Origin of the sequence: Pontibacillus sp. HMF3514 (assembly GCF_009858175.1) — a bacterium.
GTDB lineage: Bacteria > Bacillota > Bacilli > Bacillales > BH030062 > Pontibacillus.
In genome coordinates this window covers 174,720-193,049 of sequence record NZ_CP047393.1, presented here as the reverse complement: position 1 = coordinate 193,049, position 18,330 = coordinate 174,720, and the positions used below count along the sequence as shown (strand labels likewise).

Annotated in this window: 12 protein-coding genes, 10 tRNA genes and 3 rRNA genes; 3 read left to right on the top strand and 22 right to left on the bottom strand. The window is 42.7% G+C overall.

Annotation, left to right across the window (positions count from 1 at the left end; all coding sequences use genetic code 11):
- Positions 1-53: 53 nt before the first annotated feature.
- From glmS to sigW, 6 genes are all read right to left on the bottom strand, one after another.
- Positions 54-1,859 (bottom strand): glutamine--fructose-6-phosphate transaminase (isomerizing), encoded by a 1,806-nt coding sequence (gene glmS / locus GS400_RS01105; RefSeq protein WP_160098323.1) that lies wholly within the window; start codon positions 1,857-1,859, stop codon positions 54-56.
- Positions 1,860-2,391: 532 nt separating this feature from the next.
- Positions 2,392-3,741, bottom strand: coding sequence for a phosphoglucosamine mutase (gene glmM, locus GS400_RS01100; RefSeq protein ID WP_160098321.1), 1,350 nt, complete (start codon positions 3,739-3,741; stop codon positions 2,392-2,394).
- 40 nt (positions 3,742-3,781) lie between these two features.
- Positions 3,782-5,014 (bottom strand): CdaR family protein, encoded by a 1,233-nt coding sequence (locus GS400_RS01095; RefSeq protein WP_160098319.1) that lies wholly within the window; start codon positions 5,012-5,014, stop codon positions 3,782-3,784.
- A complete protein-coding gene (gene cdaA / locus GS400_RS01090; RefSeq protein WP_160098317.1) occupies positions 5,007-5,828 on the bottom strand; it encodes a diadenylate cyclase CdaA in 822 nt (273 codons plus the stop codon). The genes GS400_RS01095 and cdaA overlap by 8 nt, the downstream gene beginning before the upstream one ends.
- A 159-nt stretch (positions 5,829-5,987) precedes the next feature.
- Positions 5,988-6,599, bottom strand: a complete 612-nt coding sequence (locus GS400_RS01085) for an anti-sigma factor family protein (RefSeq protein ID WP_160098315.1) — start codon at positions 6,597-6,599, stop codon at positions 5,988-5,990.
- An 18-nt stretch (positions 6,600-6,617) separates the two neighbouring features.
- Positions 6,618-7,181, bottom strand: coding sequence for an RNA polymerase sigma factor SigW (gene sigW, locus GS400_RS01080; protein ID WP_160098313.1), 564 nt, complete (start codon positions 7,179-7,181; stop codon positions 6,618-6,620).
- 273 nt (positions 7,182-7,454) lie between these two features.
- On the opposite strand from sigW, the gene GS400_RS01075 reads away from it, so the two are divergent.
- The gene (locus GS400_RS01075) at positions 7,455-7,607 is read left to right on the top strand and encodes an aspartyl-phosphate phosphatase Spo0E family protein (RefSeq protein WP_160098311.1); all 153 of its coding nucleotides are present in this window, start codon (positions 7,455-7,457) and stop codon (positions 7,605-7,607) included.
- Between the two features lie 54 nt (positions 7,608-7,661).
- Here the strand turns inward: GS400_RS01075 and rocF are convergent, their stop codons facing one another.
- From rocF to GS400_RS01000, 15 genes are all read right to left on the bottom strand, one after another.
- Positions 7,662-8,564 (bottom strand): arginase, encoded by a 903-nt coding sequence (gene rocF, locus GS400_RS01070; RefSeq protein ID WP_160098309.1) that lies wholly within the window; start codon positions 8,562-8,564, stop codon positions 7,662-7,664.
- A gap of 525 nt (positions 8,565-9,089) precedes the next feature.
- Positions 9,090-9,162: transfer RNA gene (locus GS400_RS01065), tRNA-Ala, on the bottom strand.
- 7 nt (positions 9,163-9,169) lie between these two features.
- Positions 9,170-9,244: transfer RNA gene (locus GS400_RS01060), tRNA-Gly, on the bottom strand.
- Between the two features lie 50 nt (positions 9,245-9,294).
- Positions 9,295-9,370 (bottom strand) — tRNA-Lys (locus GS400_RS01055).
- Positions 9,371-9,441: 71 nt separating this feature from the next.
- Positions 9,442-9,516: transfer RNA gene (locus GS400_RS01050), tRNA-Gln, on the bottom strand.
- Between the two features lie 34 nt (positions 9,517-9,550).
- A tRNA-Tyr gene (locus GS400_RS01045) sits at positions 9,551-9,636 on the bottom strand.
- Positions 9,637-9,723: 87 nt separating this feature from the next.
- Positions 9,724-9,800 (bottom strand) — tRNA-Thr (locus tag GS400_RS01040).
- Positions 9,801-9,805: 5 nt separating this feature from the next.
- Positions 9,806-9,881, bottom strand: a tRNA-Val gene (locus GS400_RS01035).
- A 10-nt stretch (positions 9,882-9,891) separates the two neighbouring features.
- Positions 9,892-9,966, bottom strand: a tRNA-Glu gene (locus GS400_RS01030).
- A gap of 14 nt (positions 9,967-9,980) precedes the next feature.
- Positions 9,981-10,052: transfer RNA gene (locus GS400_RS01025), tRNA-Thr, on the bottom strand.
- 4 nt (positions 10,053-10,056) lie between these two features.
- Positions 10,057-10,131, bottom strand: a tRNA-Asn gene (locus tag GS400_RS01020).
- A 113-nt stretch (positions 10,132-10,244) separates the two neighbouring features.
- Positions 10,245-10,360 (bottom strand): 5S ribosomal RNA (rrf, locus tag GS400_RS01015).
- A gap of 66 nt (positions 10,361-10,426) precedes the next feature.
- A 23S ribosomal RNA gene (locus GS400_RS01010) occupies positions 10,427-13,344 on the bottom strand.
- 183 nt (positions 13,345-13,527) lie between these two features.
- Positions 13,528-15,090, bottom strand: a 16S ribosomal RNA gene (locus GS400_RS01005).
- The 16S, 23S and 5S rRNA genes sit together here with 10 tRNA genes alongside, the layout of an rRNA operon.
- A 441-nt stretch (positions 15,091-15,531) precedes the next feature.
- Positions 15,532-15,753, bottom strand: coding sequence for a hypothetical protein (locus GS400_RS01000; RefSeq protein WP_160098307.1), 222 nt, complete (start codon positions 15,751-15,753; stop codon positions 15,532-15,534).
- 160 nt (positions 15,754-15,913) lie between these two features.
- Between GS400_RS01000 and pdaB the strand changes: the two genes are divergently transcribed.
- Positions 15,914-16,675: a polysaccharide deacetylase family sporulation protein PdaB gene (gene pdaB, locus GS400_RS00995; RefSeq protein WP_160098305.1), complete on the top strand. Its 762-nt coding sequence runs from the start codon at positions 15,914-15,916 to the stop codon at positions 16,673-16,675.
- An 80-nt stretch (positions 16,676-16,755) separates the two neighbouring features.
- Here the strand turns inward: pdaB and GS400_RS00990 are convergent, their stop codons facing one another.
- Positions 16,756-17,439, bottom strand: coding sequence for a KinB-signaling pathway activation protein (locus tag GS400_RS00990; protein ID WP_160098303.1), 684 nt, complete (start codon positions 17,437-17,439; stop codon positions 16,756-16,758).
- Positions 17,440-17,616: 177 nt separating this feature from the next.
- Between GS400_RS00990 and gerD the strand changes: the two genes are divergently transcribed.
- Positions 17,617-18,291, top strand: a complete 675-nt coding sequence (gene gerD / locus GS400_RS00985; protein WP_160098301.1) for a spore germination lipoprotein GerD — start codon at positions 17,617-17,619, stop codon at positions 18,289-18,291.
- Positions 18,292-18,330: the final 39 nt, after the last annotated feature.

Here is an 18,330-nt window from a genome sequence, read left to right as displayed (position 1 = left end):
GGACCTATAAAACAAATGAGAGGCACCCAACATTGGGTGCCTCTCACATTCATTTACTCAACTGTAACACTTTTAGCTAAGTTACGTGGTTTATCTACGTCACAGTCACGGTGAAGTGCTGCGTAATAAGAAATAAGCTGTAATGGTACTACAGAAACAAGTGGCGCTAGAAGTTCATCCACCTCAGGAAGAACGAACGTGTCACCGTCTTGTTCCATTCCCTTCATGCTGATCACGCATGGATTCGCTCCTCGAGCTGCTACCTCTTTTACGTTTCCTCGGATCGATCCGTTAACGTCTTTTTGTGTAGCTAGTGCTACCACTGGAGTACCTTCCTCAATTAGAGCAATGGTACCATGTTTTAGCTCGCCTCCAGCAAACCCTTCAGCTTGAATATAAGAGATCTCTTTAAGTTTTAGCGCTCCTTCTAATACAACATAGTAGTCAATACTACGGCCAATGAAGAAGCAGTTTCTTGTCGTTGGTAAGAAGTCTGCTGCGATCTTCTCCATTTCCTCTTTTTGATCACATAGAGCTTCCATTGCGTTAGCTGCAATTCCAAGCTCTTTCATTGGATCAAATTTCATATCAATGCCTTTAGCTTGGGCTGTATCAACCGCCAGAATGGCTAATACGGCCATTTGAGCTGTGTAAGCTTTTGTAGAAGCTACAGCAATCTCAGGACCGGCATGTAAGTGTAGTGTGTAATCAGATTCACGAGAAAGGGTTGATCCAGGGACGTTTGTAATCGTAAGGGATGGGTGACCCATCTCTTTTGTTTCAACAAGTACTGCACGGCTGTCTGCAGTCTCCCCACTCTGAGAGATGTAAACAAACAGTGGCTTTTCAGAAAGCAATGGCATATTGTAAGAGAATTCGCTAGCTACGTGAACTTCTACTGGAACTTTTGCTAGCTTCTCAATAAACTGCTTCCCAATTAGACCAGCATGATAACTTGTGCCACATGCAATAATATAAACACGATCACAATCCATCATAGCTTGGCGTACGTCTGGATCAAGCTTAATTTGGTCGTTATCATCCTTATACTCTTGGATAATACGACGAATAACAAATGGTTGCTCATCAATTTCTTTGAGCATGAAGTGTGGGTACGTTCCTTTTTCAATATCACTTTCATCAATTTCAGCTGTGAATGGTTCACGGTCTACCTTTGTACCGTCTAGTTTTTGGATCTGAACCTGATCACGCTGAACAATAACAATTTCTTTATCCTCTAGTTCAACGAATTGATCCGTAACTTGTAGCATTGCCATTGAGTCACTTGAAACGACGTTAAAGCCATCTCCTAGGCCTACAAGCAATGGGCTTTTATTTTTCGCTACGTAAATGATGTCAGGGTTCTCAACATCCATAATCGCTACTGCATAAGAGCCTTTCATAAGAGAAATTGCTTTGGTGAATGCTTCTTGCACATCTCCCATCTCGTTATAAAGGTTCTCAACTAGTTGGACAATGATTTCCGTGTCCGTTTCACTTTTCATATCTACATCTGATAGGTACTCACGCTGTACCTCTTCGTAGTTTTCAATTACTCCGTTGTGAACGATCGTGAAGCGACCAGACGCGCTCTGGTGAGGGTGCGCATTTTCGTAACTTGGGGCACCGTGTGTCGCCCAGCGGGTATGGCCGATTCCTTGCGTTGCACTAACGTCTTTTTTCTCAACTTCTTCACGAAGTGCTGCGATACGTCCTTTCACCTTCGTGATGTGAACACCTGCGTCATTTAATTCTGCGATCCCTGCTGAATCATATCCGCGGTATTCAAGCTTTTCAAGTCCTTTTAGTAAAATCTCTGTTGTATCTTGTGTTCCAATATATCCTACAATTCCACACATATCGTTGTTTCCTCCTTTTAGTAAAGGGGCAAACAAACGAGCCTTATTTTCGGGGCAGTTGTTTGCCCCTTTCTCATGAATGTTGTCACCTTATACGCATCTTTTGTGCAAAGAGTCGCCTCTTTGTTTTAGATGAGTATGTTTCGGTTGAGGTGTAAACAACCGGGAGGCATCCGCCGAAAACTCGATGAACCTCCTCCTCGTCAACTATACCTTTTGCAAGGAATAGTCCAGGCGCTTTTTTATTATATGGTGAATGACCTTCTATCCCCCTCACCCATTTTGAATGCCTTAAAGAGCATTCCTTGTGTTAATATCCATCATTAGAGTGTGTTAAACCTCTAATCTAAAGAAAAACAAGGAACATTTCTCATTTTACTCTAATTTGAAATTGTTGGTCAATAACGTTTGTGTTACAACTTCATTGCAAAAATGACAAGAGTTTGAAAAAGAGCAATGTTTTTTTGGTAGAACCTTGTATAATAAAATATGCGCAAACGGCTCGTTTGGTGCCATTTGCGCATAGTATATACTAGTCTCTCATGCCTAATTCTTGATCAACCACGGAAACTACTTTTTCTACATATTTTTCGCATTCTTCTTCAGTAGGTGCTTCGACCATCACACGAACAAGAGGTTCTGTTCCTGAAGGGCGTACAAGCACACGTCCGTGCTCACCCATCTCTTCTTCAACTACTTCAATAGCTTCAGTTACACGTGGATTTGTCATTACTTTATTTTTATCAATTACACGTATGTTTTTAAGAACCTGAGGATACTTTTTCATTTCACCAGCAAGCTCCGATAATGTTTTACCTGTATCCTTTAATACATCTACAAGTTTAAGTGCAGAAAGTAAACCATCACCTGTCGTATTGTAATCTAAGAAAATGATATGACCAGACTGCTCTCCACCAAGGCTATAGCCGCCTTTACGCATTTCCTCCATTACATAACGATCTCCAACAGAAGTTTTATCACTCTTCATACCGTTTGCTTCAAGCGCTTTATAGAAACCAATATTACTCATAACAGTTGACACAACAGTATTATGACGTAAGCGACCTTTGTCATTCATATGCTTAGCACAAATGAACATAATTTGATCTCCATCTACGATTTCGCCGTTTTCATCAACAGCAATAAGACGATCTCCATCTCCATCAAAAGCAAGACCAATGTCTGCACCTTTTTCTTTCACAAAGTCCTGAAGAGCTTCTGGATCTGTTGAACCAACACCATCATTGATATTAAGTCCATCTGGAGATGCTCCAATTGTCGAAATATCCGCTTCTAAATCTGCAAATAAATGTGGTGCAATTGCAGATGTGGCACCATGTGCACAGTCTAGCGCAACGTGAAGTCCTTCAAAATCATAATCAATCGTTTGTTTAAGATACTGAATATACTTTTGGCCGCCTTCAAAGTAATCATTTACTTGGCCAATATCTGCACCAGATGGACGTGGTAATTCATCCTCTTCTTGATCCATCAATGTTTCAATTTCATTTTCTTGATCATCCGTTAGTTTAAAGCCATCCGGACCGAAAAATTTAATGCCATTATCCTCTACAGGGTTGTGAGAAGCTGAAATCATCACACCCGCTTCAGCACCCATTGCCTTCGTTAGAAAAGCTACACCTGGTGTTGAGATAACGCCCAAGCGCATAACTTCTGCACCAATGGATAACAAACCTGCCGTTAATGCATTCTCTAGCATTTGGCCTGAGATACGTGGATCACGACCAATTAGAATTTTTGGTTTAGATTGTCCTTTTGTAAGAACATATCCTCCAAAGCGTCCGACTTTATATGCTAACTCTGGTGTCAATTCTGTGTTTGCTACTCCTCGAACACCGTCTGTACCAAAATATTTTCCCATGCTTCAATCGCTCCTTCATTCTTGGCAAGTGAATAGTTTATTACTCTATACGAATTTGTGCTTCTTCGTTACTAAGTTGCCAATCTAAATTTTCCGGACCATCCACTTCGATCGGGACACTAGACTCTCCAGTTTCAGCATCTTGAACATCAATGAAAGCAGTAAAGTCCTCTGCTGAAAGGTCTGCTAATGAAGATTCAGTTCCCGTTACCGTAATGTTGATAGTTTGATCTTCTGGGGTGATAAATGTAATTGATTGATCTTGCTGGAGATTTTCTACTTCTAATTCAACATTATTCACTGTTTTTTCAATTGTGTTTTCTACATCTACGATCGCTTCTACCTTCTTTGGTTCTACTCTATTGGCTTTAGATGGCATTGGCACATCAAGGGTAAGCATCGTATCTTTTGTGACTTGAGAAAGGTCGACACTTATATTATTAAGTGATTCGATTTTGTCTAACACATCATTAGGAGCATATACTTCAACAGATGACGGATTCGCCGTAATTGATTTAAGACTTAAACCGTCTTGTAACTCCCCTTGCGTCTGGAACTCTACAGGCACCTCTTTATGAGGAGATACAATAGGTACTTTTACTTTAACTGATGAAGGTTCCACAAACACATTCAATTCATTTCCTTGCTCATCATACACTTTAACTGGAGCTTCTTTTTTCGTAAAGGTCTCACTTTTTCCGGTTACATCCACAATTGCTTTTACCAAAGATACTTTCGAAACTTCTGATTTAGATCCAGTTACTTGGACCTCTCTTGGAGTAACTGTGGGATCATCAATTGTATATCCATCCTCTATCGATTTTCGATTCATAAAATCTGTTTCGACTCCAAATGTCTCCGTTAAGCGCTCTTCTAAAGTAATTTGAATATTTTCTGGTTGTATGTACACTGACAATTGGTTAGCTAAGCCACTTGCCTGAATAGGAACCGTATGTGTACCTGCCTCTAGATCTTCCAAGTCAATGAACACATCAAAATTCTTTTGACGTATGGTTTTCGTAACCACACTATTCGGTCCTTCCACCGTAACTGTGACGTTCTCAGGCACATTTTTTACAACATATTTTGTTTCATCCATGTAAACCTGCAACGGAACATTGTTCATCGTTGCCAGTTCATTGTTCCCCTCAGAAAAGAATGTAGAATCTGAACGCGTATTTCCTTCATCCAAATTAACGGATGCAAATAATAATAACGTAAGCAGAAAAGAGAGAACACGAATGAACCACGGACTCTTTAGCCATTTATCCATCTTTATTCCCCCTCCAATTCCAACTTTTCGTCGTAGGGGCTTTCGGTACCATGTCCAATTCTCGCTCAAGAATATTTCTTAAATCGTCTTGATCCAAGTCTCGGTGAAGCTCACCATTTTTCGTACATGATATATTACCTGTTTCTTCAGATACCACGATCGTAAGTGCATCTGTCACTTCACTAATACCAAGTGCTGCCCTGTGCCTCGTTCCAAGTTCTTTTGAGATAAAAGGACTCTCTGAAAGCGGCAAGTAACAAGCAGCAGCTGTTATTTCATTATTCGTAAGTATAACTGCCCCATCGTGTAGTGGTGTATTCGGTATAAATATATTCGTTAAAAGCTCATTTGTCAGTGTTCCGTTCACCGGAATACCGGTCTCAACATAGTCTCCCATTCCAGTCTCTCTTTCAATCGTTATCAATGCACCGATACGGCGCTTGGCCATATAATTACATGATTTCATGATAGCCGAAACGGTTTCTTTAAATGTTTCTTCTTCATTCGTTGAGTTTCGAGCAAAAAAGCTTCCTCTACCAAGCTGTTCTAGTGCTCGGCGTAGTTCAGGTTGGAATAATATAATTACACCAAGAAAACCCCATGTCAAAGCCTGCGACATTAACCACATGAGCGTCTTAAGCTGTAAAAAGTAACTAATTAACCAGATACCTAAAACGACAAAGATCCCTTTCAGTAACTGGACAGCTTTCGTTCCGCGAATCAACATGATTAATTTATATAAAACAAACCAGACAAGGGCTATATCTATAACGATCCGTACGTAACCTAATGCGTCTAATCCCCCATCAAGCATGTCTACACTTCCTTCTGTCCTAAACGTCAAATTTAATATAATACAATCTATAATACATCACATTAATTATAGCATACTTCTCTTTATGAAAAATAACACAAAGCAGTTCATAATGTGTAAAAAAACAAGCTACCCGAACTGAGCAGCTTGTTTTAATATTTATTTACCTAATGAAAAGATATCTTTCGCAGTCTTTTTCAAGTTATACCACATCCACTCAAACACTTGGTTTACTTGGTTTAACTCTCCTGTTACTTCGCCGGCAGAGGCCTTTAAATTCTCACCATTAATAAGGATAACATCGCCATTCACTTTCCCCTCAATTTTGAGGTTCCCGTTTTTTACAACTAAGTCCCCTTCAACTGTTTTACCTTCTGGAACAATCACAGTATTTTCTTGAATAACAATATCCTTTTGTTTAGAAACACTTATCTGATGATCCTGACTCCAAGTAGAGAATATCCCACCAAACATCAGTATAAAAAAGATCGCAGCTGCAGTTAGCACCGGATGTGCTTTTAGCCAACGCTTATAGCCTAAAGATTTCTTTTGTTGCGGAAGATTCCCCATTACTTTATCGGTAAAGCCTGTTGGTGCCTGAACTTGATTTGCACTCTGCACCATAGCAATTGTTCGTTTTAATTCATGAAAATGCTTTTGACAATCATCACAGTTTTGAAGGTGCTGACGCAATTCTATCTCTTCTTCTTTGGTCAAATCGTCGTCTAAATGTTTATGCATCAACACAACAGCTTCATTTGAACATTTCAATACTCCCTCACTCCTTTTCTACAGGTTTCGAAGCTTTTTACGAAGCGCTTCTCGTCCACGGTGTACACGCGTCTTCACGGTACCGACGGGGATATCTAAAATATCGCTAATCTCCTGTAATGAAAGCTCATCTATATAACGTAAAACAATAACAGAACGATACTTCGATGGTAACGAAAGAATTTCTTTATGAATGTACTCTTGAATTTCTAAGCTTTCCACTTCTTCATCTGGTGAAATTTGATCAGCTGAAATTTGAGAATACATGGTTAACCCTTCGGTACCCTTAACCTCTGCATCTAAAAAGTAGTCAGGTTTTTTCTTTCGTATTCGATCAATCGATAAATTCGTTGCTATACGATACAACCAGGTAGAAAATTTCCTGTTTTCATCAAATGAATGAATGTTCGTATAAGCCCTTAGAAATGCTTCTTGTGCAATATCTTCAGCCTCATGAGCATTCCCTAACATCCGAAAACAAATTTGATACACTTTGTTTTCGTAAAAGGAAACGACTTCCCCAAATGCCGATTGATCACCTTTTTTAATCTTTTTGATTTTCTGTTTAATAAATATCTCCATGGAATATACCTCCGCTAATGCTGCGGTTACCCCTTATACGAACAACCCCACCAATAGGTTTCACATTTATAAAAAGAAATTAGAAAAGCGAAAGCGCACGTTTAGCAACGAAGGGGCGCTTGAGCTAGCCATCTATGAGCAACACCTAAGCAATGCAACTATACAAACCTTATACATTTATATTTTTTTATTAAAAATAGGTTTAGAATTGAAAATAGTGGGTACACTACCTTAAAAGTATATCATGATAATGTAAAAGGAGGATAGATATGTATGTGTAAAAATATTCTAAATGAGATAGAATATTGCAGAGAAAAGATGGTTCAGCTAACAACAACAATGCCCTTATCATCTGAAGAAGTAGTAGCAGTAAGCTCTAAACTGGATTACTTACTTAATGAATACGAAAAAACAAAAACAAAATGACGAAACAGCAACTACATGACCAACACATAGTTGCTGTTCCCCCTCAAAATTATCCTATTTTAACTTTTCTCCAAATAAAGAACCCATAAGTCCTACAGCCACAGATGCCGTAGTATTTTTTTCGTCCAATATCGGGTTTACTTCTACAAATTCAGCAGAAGTTATAAAGTTTGCCTCAGCAAACATCTCCATAGCTAAATGACTCTCACGATAACTAATTCCACCCATAACAGGTGTGCCTACTCCAGGAGCATCATGAGGATCTAACCCATCTAAGTCAAGGCTTAAATGAACACCATCCGTACGGTCTTTTAAATATTCCACAGATTCTTGAATTACTTTCGTCATACCCATACGATCAATTTCATGCATCGTGTACACTTTGATACCCTTCTCTTTAATTAATTCTTTTTCTCCATCATCTAAAGAACGGGCACCAATAATCACAATATTTTCTGGCTTAATTTTAGGTGTGTAATCTTTAATACCAGTCAGACGATCATGACCAATACCTAAACTTACAGCTAAAGGCATACCATGTATGTTGCCTGAAGGTGACGTATCACCGGTGTTCAAGTCCCCATGGGCATCATACCAAATAACTCCCAGATTTTCGTAATGTTTCGATACACCTGCTAATGTTCCAATAGCAATGCTATGATCCCCACCAAATATCAATGGAAACCTTCCATTCTCCACTACTTCATCTACTGAATTAGCTAGTTGAGCATTTCCTTCTGCAACTTCTTTTAAATTACGCAGGTTATCTTCAATTTGCACTTCTTTGCGGTTTGGACGAGGGATTTGAATATCTCCAAGGTCTTCTACATCATACTTAAGCTGTTCTAACCGTTCAATAACTCCAGCATAACGAATAGCACTTGGACCCATATCCACTCCGCGACGTAATTGACCTAAATCCATCGGAGCACCGATAATTGATAAGTTTTTGTTCATTGTCCATCCTCCTTTGACTCTACTATTAATTGTAGACAGAGATAGACCAATGACTCAACTGGACATAATTTTGTATATATATGCGCTTTCATAGGGATAATTAAAGGGTTTTCTTATAAACATAAGGTAACTCACCTCTTTTGAATTAAGTGGATATTTTGTGGATCGTCTAACTTTCATTAAAGCCCCCTTATCTGGAAGACTTCGAATTGAGATAAAGTGAGAGGAGTCCGTTGCTGGAAAAAGAGTAAGGGGTTCATTGAAACGGCGATACTCCTCCGGTAGAAAGGGCGAGCGAGATCCCGCAGGAGCGAAGTGACGAGGAAGCTCGATCGGTCTTCCGGGGAAAGCAACCCGTTCCACAGCCTGCCGCACTGCAAAAACGTAACGGAACCAACCCGCACCAGCTTATTCAAGATAACTGCCAGTTTGTTGAATAAGCGGTTTCCAATTTACTAGCAATAACGTTAAATAACATTGCCAAAACATAAAAAACCTTAAGTCATCTGACTTAAGGTTTAAGGATGGAGCCTAGCGGGATCGAACCGCTGACCTCCTGCGTGCAAAGCAGGCGCTCTCCCATCTGAGCTAAGGCCCCGTATAAATGGAGCAGAAGACGGGATTCGAACCCGCGACCCCCACCTTGGCAAGGTGGTGTTCTACCACTGAACTACTTCTGCATGTTTTTATGGTATTAAAAAACCTTGAACAAGTTCAAGAATTTTTAAAGTGGTGAGCCATGGAGGATTCGAACCTCCGACCCTCTGATTAAAAGTCAGATGCTCTACCAACTGAGCTAATGGCTCTAAATGTAATTTAATTATCAATGACACATGAGAGCCAAAAGATAATTCAAAATGATTAAGTAATTTAAAAATGGCTGGGCCAGCTGGATTCGAACCAGCGCATGACGGTACCAAAAACCGTTGCCTTACCGCTTGGCTATGGCCCAACAACATTATATGAATAAAATAATTATAGAAAAATGGTGGAGGGGGCAGGACTCGAACCTGCGAACCCAGAGGGAGCGGATTTACAGTCCGCCGCGTTTGGCCAACTTCGCTACCCCTCCAACAAGTGCAACAGTGAATATTTTAACTCACTGACCCTTATTTATGCAAGGATTTTTTTATTTTTTCACTCTAATGAACAAGAGCAATGGTGCCGACCGAGGGACTCGAACCCCCAACCTACTGATTACAAGTCAGTTGCTCTGCCAGATTGAGCTAGGTCGGCGTAAATGGTGGAGGATGGCGGGCTCGAACCACCGACCCCCTGCTTGTAAGGCAGGTGCTCTCCCAGCTGAGCTAATCCTCCAAAATATAAATGGTGACCCGTACGGGATTCGAACCCGTGTTACCGCCGTGAAAGGGCGGTGTCTTAACCACTTGACCAACGGGCCTTAACCCTTCTATAAGCTTCCAGCCGGACTTGAACCGGCGACCTCTTCCTTACCATGGAAGTGCTCTACCGCTGAGCTATGGAAGCATAATGGCTCCAACGGCAGGATTCGAACCTGCGACCGATCGGTTAACAGCCGATAGCTCTACCACTGAGCTACGTTGGAATAATAAAAAATGTAAACCAATGTATCTGTAAGTAAGAAGCTTGCGTTAGATTCTAATAAATTGTTAAATGTATAAAGTTTGTTCAATACCTTGAACAAAAGAAATATGTCAGGCTTGGCGGCGTCCTACTCTTGCGGGGGCGAAACCCCGACTACCATTGGCGCTGAAGAGCTTAACTTCTGTGTTCGGCATGGGAACAGGTGTGACCTCTTCGCCAAAGCCACCAAACCTATGTAGTTGAAGGATATACCTTCAAAACTAGATAAGAGACATCGTAACGTTTTTTCAATAGAGATAGATAAGTCCTCGATCGATTAGTATCAGTCAGCTGCACGTGTCACCACGCTTCCACCTCTGACCTATCAACCTTGTCGTCTACAAGGGATCTTACTCACTTGAAGTGATGGGAAATTTCATCTCGAGGGGGGCTTCATGCTTAGATGCTTTCAGCACTTATCCCGTCCACACGTAGCTACCCAGCTGTGCTCCTGGCGGAACAACTGGTGCACCAGCGGTGTGTCCATCCCGGTCCTCTCGTACTAAGGACAGCTCCTCTCAAATTTCCAACGCCCACGACGGATAGGGACCGAACTGTCTCACGACGTTCTGAACCCAGCTCGCGTACCGCTTTAATGGGCGAACAGCCCAACCCTTGGGACCGACTACAGCCCCAGGATGCGATGAGCCGACATCGAGGTGCCAAACCTCCCCGTCGATGTGGACTCTTGGGGGAGATAAGCCTGTTATCCCCGGGGTAGCTTTTATCCGTTGAGCGACGGCCCTTCCATTCGGTACCGCCGGATCACTAAGCCCGACTTTCGTCCCTGCTCGACTTGTAGGTCTCGCAGTCAAGCTCCCTTGTGCCTTTGCACTCTGCGAATGATTTCCAACCATTCTGAGGGAACCTTTGGGCGCCTCCGTTACTTTTTGGGAGGCGACCGCCCCAGTCAAACTGCCCACCTGACACTGTCTCCGGGCCGGATCACGGCCCTGGGTTAGAATGTCAGTACAGCCAGGGTAGTATCCCACCAATGCCTCCACCGAAGCTGGCGCTCCGGTTTCCAAGGCTCCTACCTATCCTGTACAAGCTGTACCAACATTCAATATCAGGCTACAGTAAAGCTCCACGGGGTCTTTCCGTCCAGTCGCGGGTAATGCGCATCTTCACGCATAGTATAATTTCACCGGGTCTCTTGTTGAGACAGTGCCCAAATCGTTGCACCTTTCGTGCGGGTCGGAACTTACCCGACAAGGAATTTCGCTACCTTAGGACCGTTATAGTTACGGCCGCCGTTTACTGGGGCTTCGATTCAAAGCTTCGCAAGAAGCTAACTCATCCTCTTAACCTTCCAGCACCGGGCAGGTGTCAGCCCCTATACTTCACCTTACGGTTTCGCAGAGACCTGTGTTTTTGCTAAACAGTCGTTTGGGCCTTTTCACTGCGGCTCCTCCTTATGAAGGAGCACCCCTTCTCCCGAAGTTACGGGGTCATTTTGCCGAGTTCCTTAACAAGAGTTCTCCCGATCACCTTAGGATACTCTCCTCGTCTACCTGTGTCGGTTTGCGGTACGGGCACCACTTTCCTCGCTAGAGGCTTTTCTTGGCAGTGTGAAATCAGGGACTTCGGTACTATAGTTCCCTCCCCATCACAGCTTGTGTTTGATGCACGGATTTGCCTATGCATCACACTCACTGCTTGGGCGCGCACATCCAATGGCGCGCTTCCCTTATCCTACTGCGTCCCCCCGTTGCTCAAACGGAAAGGAGGTGGTACAGGAATATCAACCTGTTATCCATCGCCTACGCCTTTCGGCCTCGGCTTAGGTCCCGACTAACCCTGAGCGGACGAGCCTTCCTCAGGAAACCTTAGACTTACGGTGGAAGAGATTCTCACTCTTCTTTCGCTACTCATACCGGCATTCTCACTTCTAAGCGCTCCACCAGTCCTCACGGTCTGACTTCACAGCACTTAGAACGCTCTCCTACCATTGTTCAAAGAACAATCCGCAGCTTCGGTGGTATGTTTAGCCCCGGTACATTTTCGGCGCAGAGTCACTCGACCAGTGAGCTATTACGCACTCTTTAAATGATGGCTGCTTCTAAGCCAACATCCTGGTTGTCTAAGCAACTCCACATCCTTTTCCACTTAACATACACTTAGGGACCTTAGCTGGCGGTCTGGGCTGTTTCCCTTTCGACTATGGACCTTATCACTCATAGTCTGACTCCCAAAGATAAGTCGATGGCATTCGGAGTTTGACTGAATTCGGTAACCCGATGAGGGCCCCTAGTCCAATCAGTGCTCTACCTCCATGACTCTCACTTTGAGGCTAGCCCTAAAGCTATTTCGGAGAGAACCAGCTATCTCCGTGTTCGATTGGCATTTCACCGCTACCCACACCTCATCCCCGCACTTTTCAACGTGCGTGGGTTCGGGCCTCCAGCCAGTGTTACCTGGCCTTCACCCTGGACATGGGTAGATCACACGGTTTCGGGTCTACGACCACATACTCAAATCGCCCTATTCAGACTCGCTTTCGCTGCGGCTCCGTTTCTTCAACTTAACCTTGCATGGGATCGTAACTCGCCGGTCCATTCTACAAAAGGTACGCCGTCACCCATTAACGGGCTCCGACTACTTGTAGGCACACGGTTTCAGGTTCTATTTCACTCCCCTCCCGGGGTGCTTTTCACCTTTCCCTCACGGTACTGGTTCACTATCGGTCACTAGGGAGTATTTAGCCTTGGGAGATGGTCCTCCCGGATTCCGACGGAATTACACGTGTTCCGCCGTACTCAGGATCCACTCCGGAGGGAACAAGATTTTGATTACAGGGCCGTTACCTTCTTTGGCTGATCATTCCAGATCGATTCATCTATCTTGTTCCTTGGTAACTCCAAAGGAGTGTCCTACAACCCCAGAGAGCAAGCTCTCTGGTTTGGGCTAATTCCGTTTCGCTCGCCGCTACTCAGGAAATCGCGTTTGCTTTCTCTTCCTCCGGGTACTGAGATGTTTCAGTTCCCCGGGTCTGCCTTTCTTAACCTATGAATTCAGTTAAGAATACCGCCCCATTACGGGCGGTGGGTTTCCCCATTCGGAAATCTCCGGATCGTAGCCTACTTACGGCTAACCGAAGCATATCGGTGTTTGTCCCGTCCTTCATCAGCTCCTAGTGCCAAGGCATCCACCGTGCGCCCTTATTCACTTAACTATCTCAGTTGCCAGATGAGCGAATATCATCTGGTGTGAATGAAAAAATTACGTTGGTTTGATGTCTAATTCTTATCTAGTTTTCAAGGTACATGACTTTGAGGAATTTGATTCCTCAAAACCGAACGAAACGAAGCATGTTACGTGAACGCAGTAAAACTGCGTTTTCCGTAGTTATCCTTAGAAAGGAGGTGATCCAGCCGCACCTTCCGATACGGCTACCTTGTTACGACTTCACCCCAATCATTGGCCCCACCTTCGGCGGCTGGCTCCAAAAAGGTTACCTCACCGACTTCGGGTGTTGCCAACTCTCGTGGTGTGACGGGCGGTGTGTACAAGGCCCGGGAACGTATTCACCGCAGTATGCTGACCTGCGATTACTAGCGATTCCGGCTTCATACAGGCGAGTTGCAGCCTGCAATCCGAACTGAGAATGGTTTTTTGAGATTTGCTTGACCTCGCGGTCTCGCTGCCCTCTGTACCATCCATTGTAGCACGTGTGTAGCCCAGGTCATAAGGGGCATGATGATTTGACGTCATCCCCGCCTTCCTCCGGTTTGTCACCGGCAGTCACCTTAGAGTGCCCAACTGAATGCTGGCAACTAAGATTAGGGGTTGCGCTCGTTGCGGGACTTAACCCAACATCTCACGACACGAGCTGACGACAACCATGCACCACCTGTCATTCCGTCCCCGAAGGGAACTCCCTATCTCTAGGGATAGCGGAAGATGTCAAGACCTGGTAAGGTTCTTCGCGTTGCTTCGAATTAAACCACATGCTCCACCGCTTGTGCGGGCCCCCGTCAATTCTTTTGAGTTTCAGCCTTGCGGCCGTACTCCCCAGGCGGAGTGCTTAATGCGTTAACTTCAGCACTAAGGGGCGGAAACCCCCTAACACCTAGCACTCAACGTTTACGGCGTGGACTACCAGGGTATCTAATCCTGTTTGCTACCCACGCTTTCGCGCCTCAGCGTCAGTTACAGACCAGAGAGCCGCCTTCGCCACTGGTGTTCCTCCACATATCTACGCATTTCACCGCTACACGTGGAATTCCGCTCTCCTCTTCTGTACTCAAGTTCCCCAGTTTCCAATGGCCCTCCACAGTTGAGCTGTGGGCTTTCACATCAGACTTAAGGAACCGCCTGCGCGCGCTTTACGCCCAATAATTCCGGACAACGCTTGCCACCTACGTATTACCGCGGCTGCTGGCACGTAGTTAGCCGTGGCTTTCTGGTTAGGTACCGTCAAGGTACCAGCATTTCCTCTGGTACTTGTTCTTCCCTAACAACAGAACTTTACGATCCGAAGACCTTCATCGTTCACGCGGCGTTGCTCCGTCAGACTTTCGTCCATTGCGGAAGATTCCCTACTGCTGCCTCCCGTAGGAGTCTGGGCCGTGTCTCAGTCCCAGTGTGGCCGATCACCCTCTCAGGTCGGCTACGCATCGTTGCCTTGGTAAGCCGTTACCTTACCAACTAGCTAATGCGCCGCGGGTCCATCTGAAAGTGACGGCAAAAGCCGCCTTTTACGCTGGAACCATGCGGTTCCAACGATTATTCGGTATTAGCCCCGGTTTCCCGGGGTTATCCCGATCTCTCAGGTAGGTTACCCACGTGTTACTCACCCGTCCGCCGCTCGATCCACAACAATCACCCCGAAGGGATCATGTTGTTTCACGCGCTCGACTTGCATGTATTAGGCACGCCGCCAGCGTTCGTCCTGAGCCAAGATCAAACTCTCCATAAGAGTTCGCCTTTGCATCAAAATGATGTCTGGCTTTTTAAAAATAAAAAGTAATTCATTGACGTAACATGTCGTTTCGTTCAGTTTTCAAGGATCAAAATGTGCGCTGTCTTTTAGCGACGCAATTTAATATAACATGGTGTCGATATATAGTCAACAACTTTTTCGCAAAAAATATTAAATCGTTTTTGCTGTGTTATTTTTGTGATTGCGTTGCCTTGCTGACAACAAAAAATAATATAGCATAGGATTTTATATTTGTGCAAGGATATTTGAAGATTTTTTTATAAAAATCTTGTTCAATTAAATGGAAGTCCCCTTCACACCCTCTATATTAAGGCTTTCATACAACTTACCCCTTCATTAAAATCATCTCTATTTTTTTCTATCAAAAAACCTTCTCTAAGTGTGAGAAGGTTTAAAATTAACTCCAAAAAGATGATATTACTTATACTTCCGCTTCGGTGGAATATATTTAAGACTTTCTTTTTCCGATACAAATCGTCGAAATAAGTTATAGAGGATTTGGTATCTCTCTTCCATTGCCCTTTTGACAATATGATCGATGCGTGAATCCGATAAGTCAAGAAGCAACTCTTCCATTTCTCTTTTTAATAAGTACTCGATTTCTTTTTGTTCGATTTCATTGATCATCAATCCTAACATTGGCTCACCTCTATAAATTTAAATGGCTTTCTTACATTGTGTCCCATTTATTTGTAATTTATTAAAAAATCACCAATCCGGAAAAGGCTTGTTCATATTTGTCCAACCTGTACATAGATTAAAATAAGGAACTAATTTATAGGATAGGGAGAGGGGAAGCTTGCAGCACTTTTATGTATGGAAAGTTAACCGTGCGAAGAAATGGGGACTTGTTGTTTTTGCTGCCCTTTTTTGTTCAATTTTTCTTTGGGTTGAGCGTGATAGTTCTTTTTCTGTATTCACTACAGACGATGGACCTAGAGCGTTAATTAGTAGTGGCTCTAAAGGTAAGGATGTGGCTTTAACTTTTAATATTAGTTGGGGACAAGAGCAAGTCTTCCCCATATTAGATACTTTAAAAGAACATGATGTTAAAGCGACATTTTTTGTTAGCGGAGAATGGGCAGAACGCCACCCTGATATCCTAGAAGAGATTAAGAAAAGTGATCACGAGATTGGGATGATGGGATACCGTTACAAAAGCTATGTGAAGCAAGATATCAAACAAGTAAGAAAAGACCTCTTATATGCTAAAGAAATCTTTCGAAAGTTAGGATATGAAGATATAAAACTTCTTCGTACTCCGAGTGGCCATTTTAACAAAGAGGTTCTTTCACTTGCAGATAAGTTAGGTTTTAAGGTTATTAAGTGGAATGTGAACCCAAGTGATTGGAAGAACCCTGGAACGCAAACGATTGTGGATGAAGTAATGAAGGAAATTTCCGGGGGAGATATTATTGTCATGCATGCCTCAGATTCTGTTAAGCAAACAAATGATGCATTAAAGACCATTTTACCTGGTATCAAAAATAAGGGACTCTCGTTTGTATCCATTTCAAAAATGATATCAAAAGTTGAAGCCCAGTCAGAAGAGATTGATTAAATGTAAGAAACAGAATCGCAAGCATCGTTATGCAACAAATCTCTTCCATGAAAAAATTCGCATGCGGAAAGCATGCGAATTTATTTTTTCTTCTTTTTTTTCTTTTTCTTTTTTGATTTAGCATTTCCAGATGGCTTCTTTTGATTTGTGGTGTCAGCCGCTTCTGTTTTGTTTTGACTCTCACCTGTAATTCGGTGAAGCACAAGGAGCTGATACGTATTACAAACTAAAAGTGGTACAAGCATAAGCATCATCCAGCTTGGGTCATTTGCGCGTATAGCGGGTATCCATTCTACGGAAGTGATAACCACCATAAAGAATAACGCCGGAATAAATGCTTTTTGGTTCGTTTCTTTTGCCTTTACGTACGACACAGCTAATCCATATATAAGTAATGCAATTGGTATAACGAAGAAAGTCCATAGCGCTACATCTCCATCCGCTTCTTTATAACGGAAATACACAAAGTCAAACAATGTAAATGCAATAAGTACGACTTGAACAAATGGCCAGACCCCACGGAACATCCCTAAACCAAATTGGTGTACAGTTAGATAAGCGAAAAATCCCATTTGGCTAATCACACTAAAAATAAACCCTAGGCCAAGAAACATAAAAATTAATCCTAAAACTTCAAATATACTAAACGGTTCCAACGCCTTTGCGTATGTATCACTTTTGGCAAAAAAGCTAACAAGTACACCGGAAAGTCCACCCAAAAACAGCGTTTTTAAAAATAACCGCACCCATTTTCGACTTGTCACAATGATCCTCCTACCTATTTATCTTATCCCATTAAACGATTTCAATATTGGCATGTCTATAATGCAACTCTTCCGTATTTTATCATGAAGTAGCGTTTTTTTCCTCCTGTTCGTGTGTATATTTTTCAACAGATATCTCATATTAAGCATAGGAATCGATACGAAAGGAGCGTTCTCATGCGACATATGAGGAGCCTTGCCTTTATAGTAGCAATAATATTTATACTTGTTGGCTGTGCAGGAAATTCATCTGGCGGGGACCAAACGGGGTATGAAACAACAAAGAAAATGGTTGTCGATATTCTTAAGACAGATGAAGGAAAAAAAGCCATTACACAAGTTTTAACTGATCAAAAAATGAAACAACAAATTGTGTTGGATTCTGAAGTGGTTAAGAAATCAATTGAAGAGACTGTTTCTTCCGATAAAGGAAAAAAGTTTTGGAAAGAACTTTTTTCAAATCCTGAGTTCACAAAAACATTTGCTCAATCCATGACGGAACAGCAGAAGAAAGTTATGAAGGAACTCATGAACGATTCAAAGTTCCAAAAAAGCATGCTTGAACTTATGAAGAATCCGGAAATGGAAAAACAGATGTCCTCAGTTATGACAAGCCAAAAATTCCGTGAGCATTTAGAAAAAACGATTCAGGAAACGATGAACACTCCAATATTTAAAGCTAAAATGAGCGAAATTGTTCTAAAAGCAGCCGAAGAGATGAAATCTAGTGGTGGCGAGCAAGGTGAACAATCAAAAGACGGACAAGAAAAAAGTCAGGGTGGAAAACAGTCTGAAGGTAAAAAAGAAGAGGGTGGCCAAGGGGAAGACAGTGGCCAGGGTGAAAGTTCCTAATTCACTTATAAAAAAAGATCCTGCGCTTGTAGCAGGATC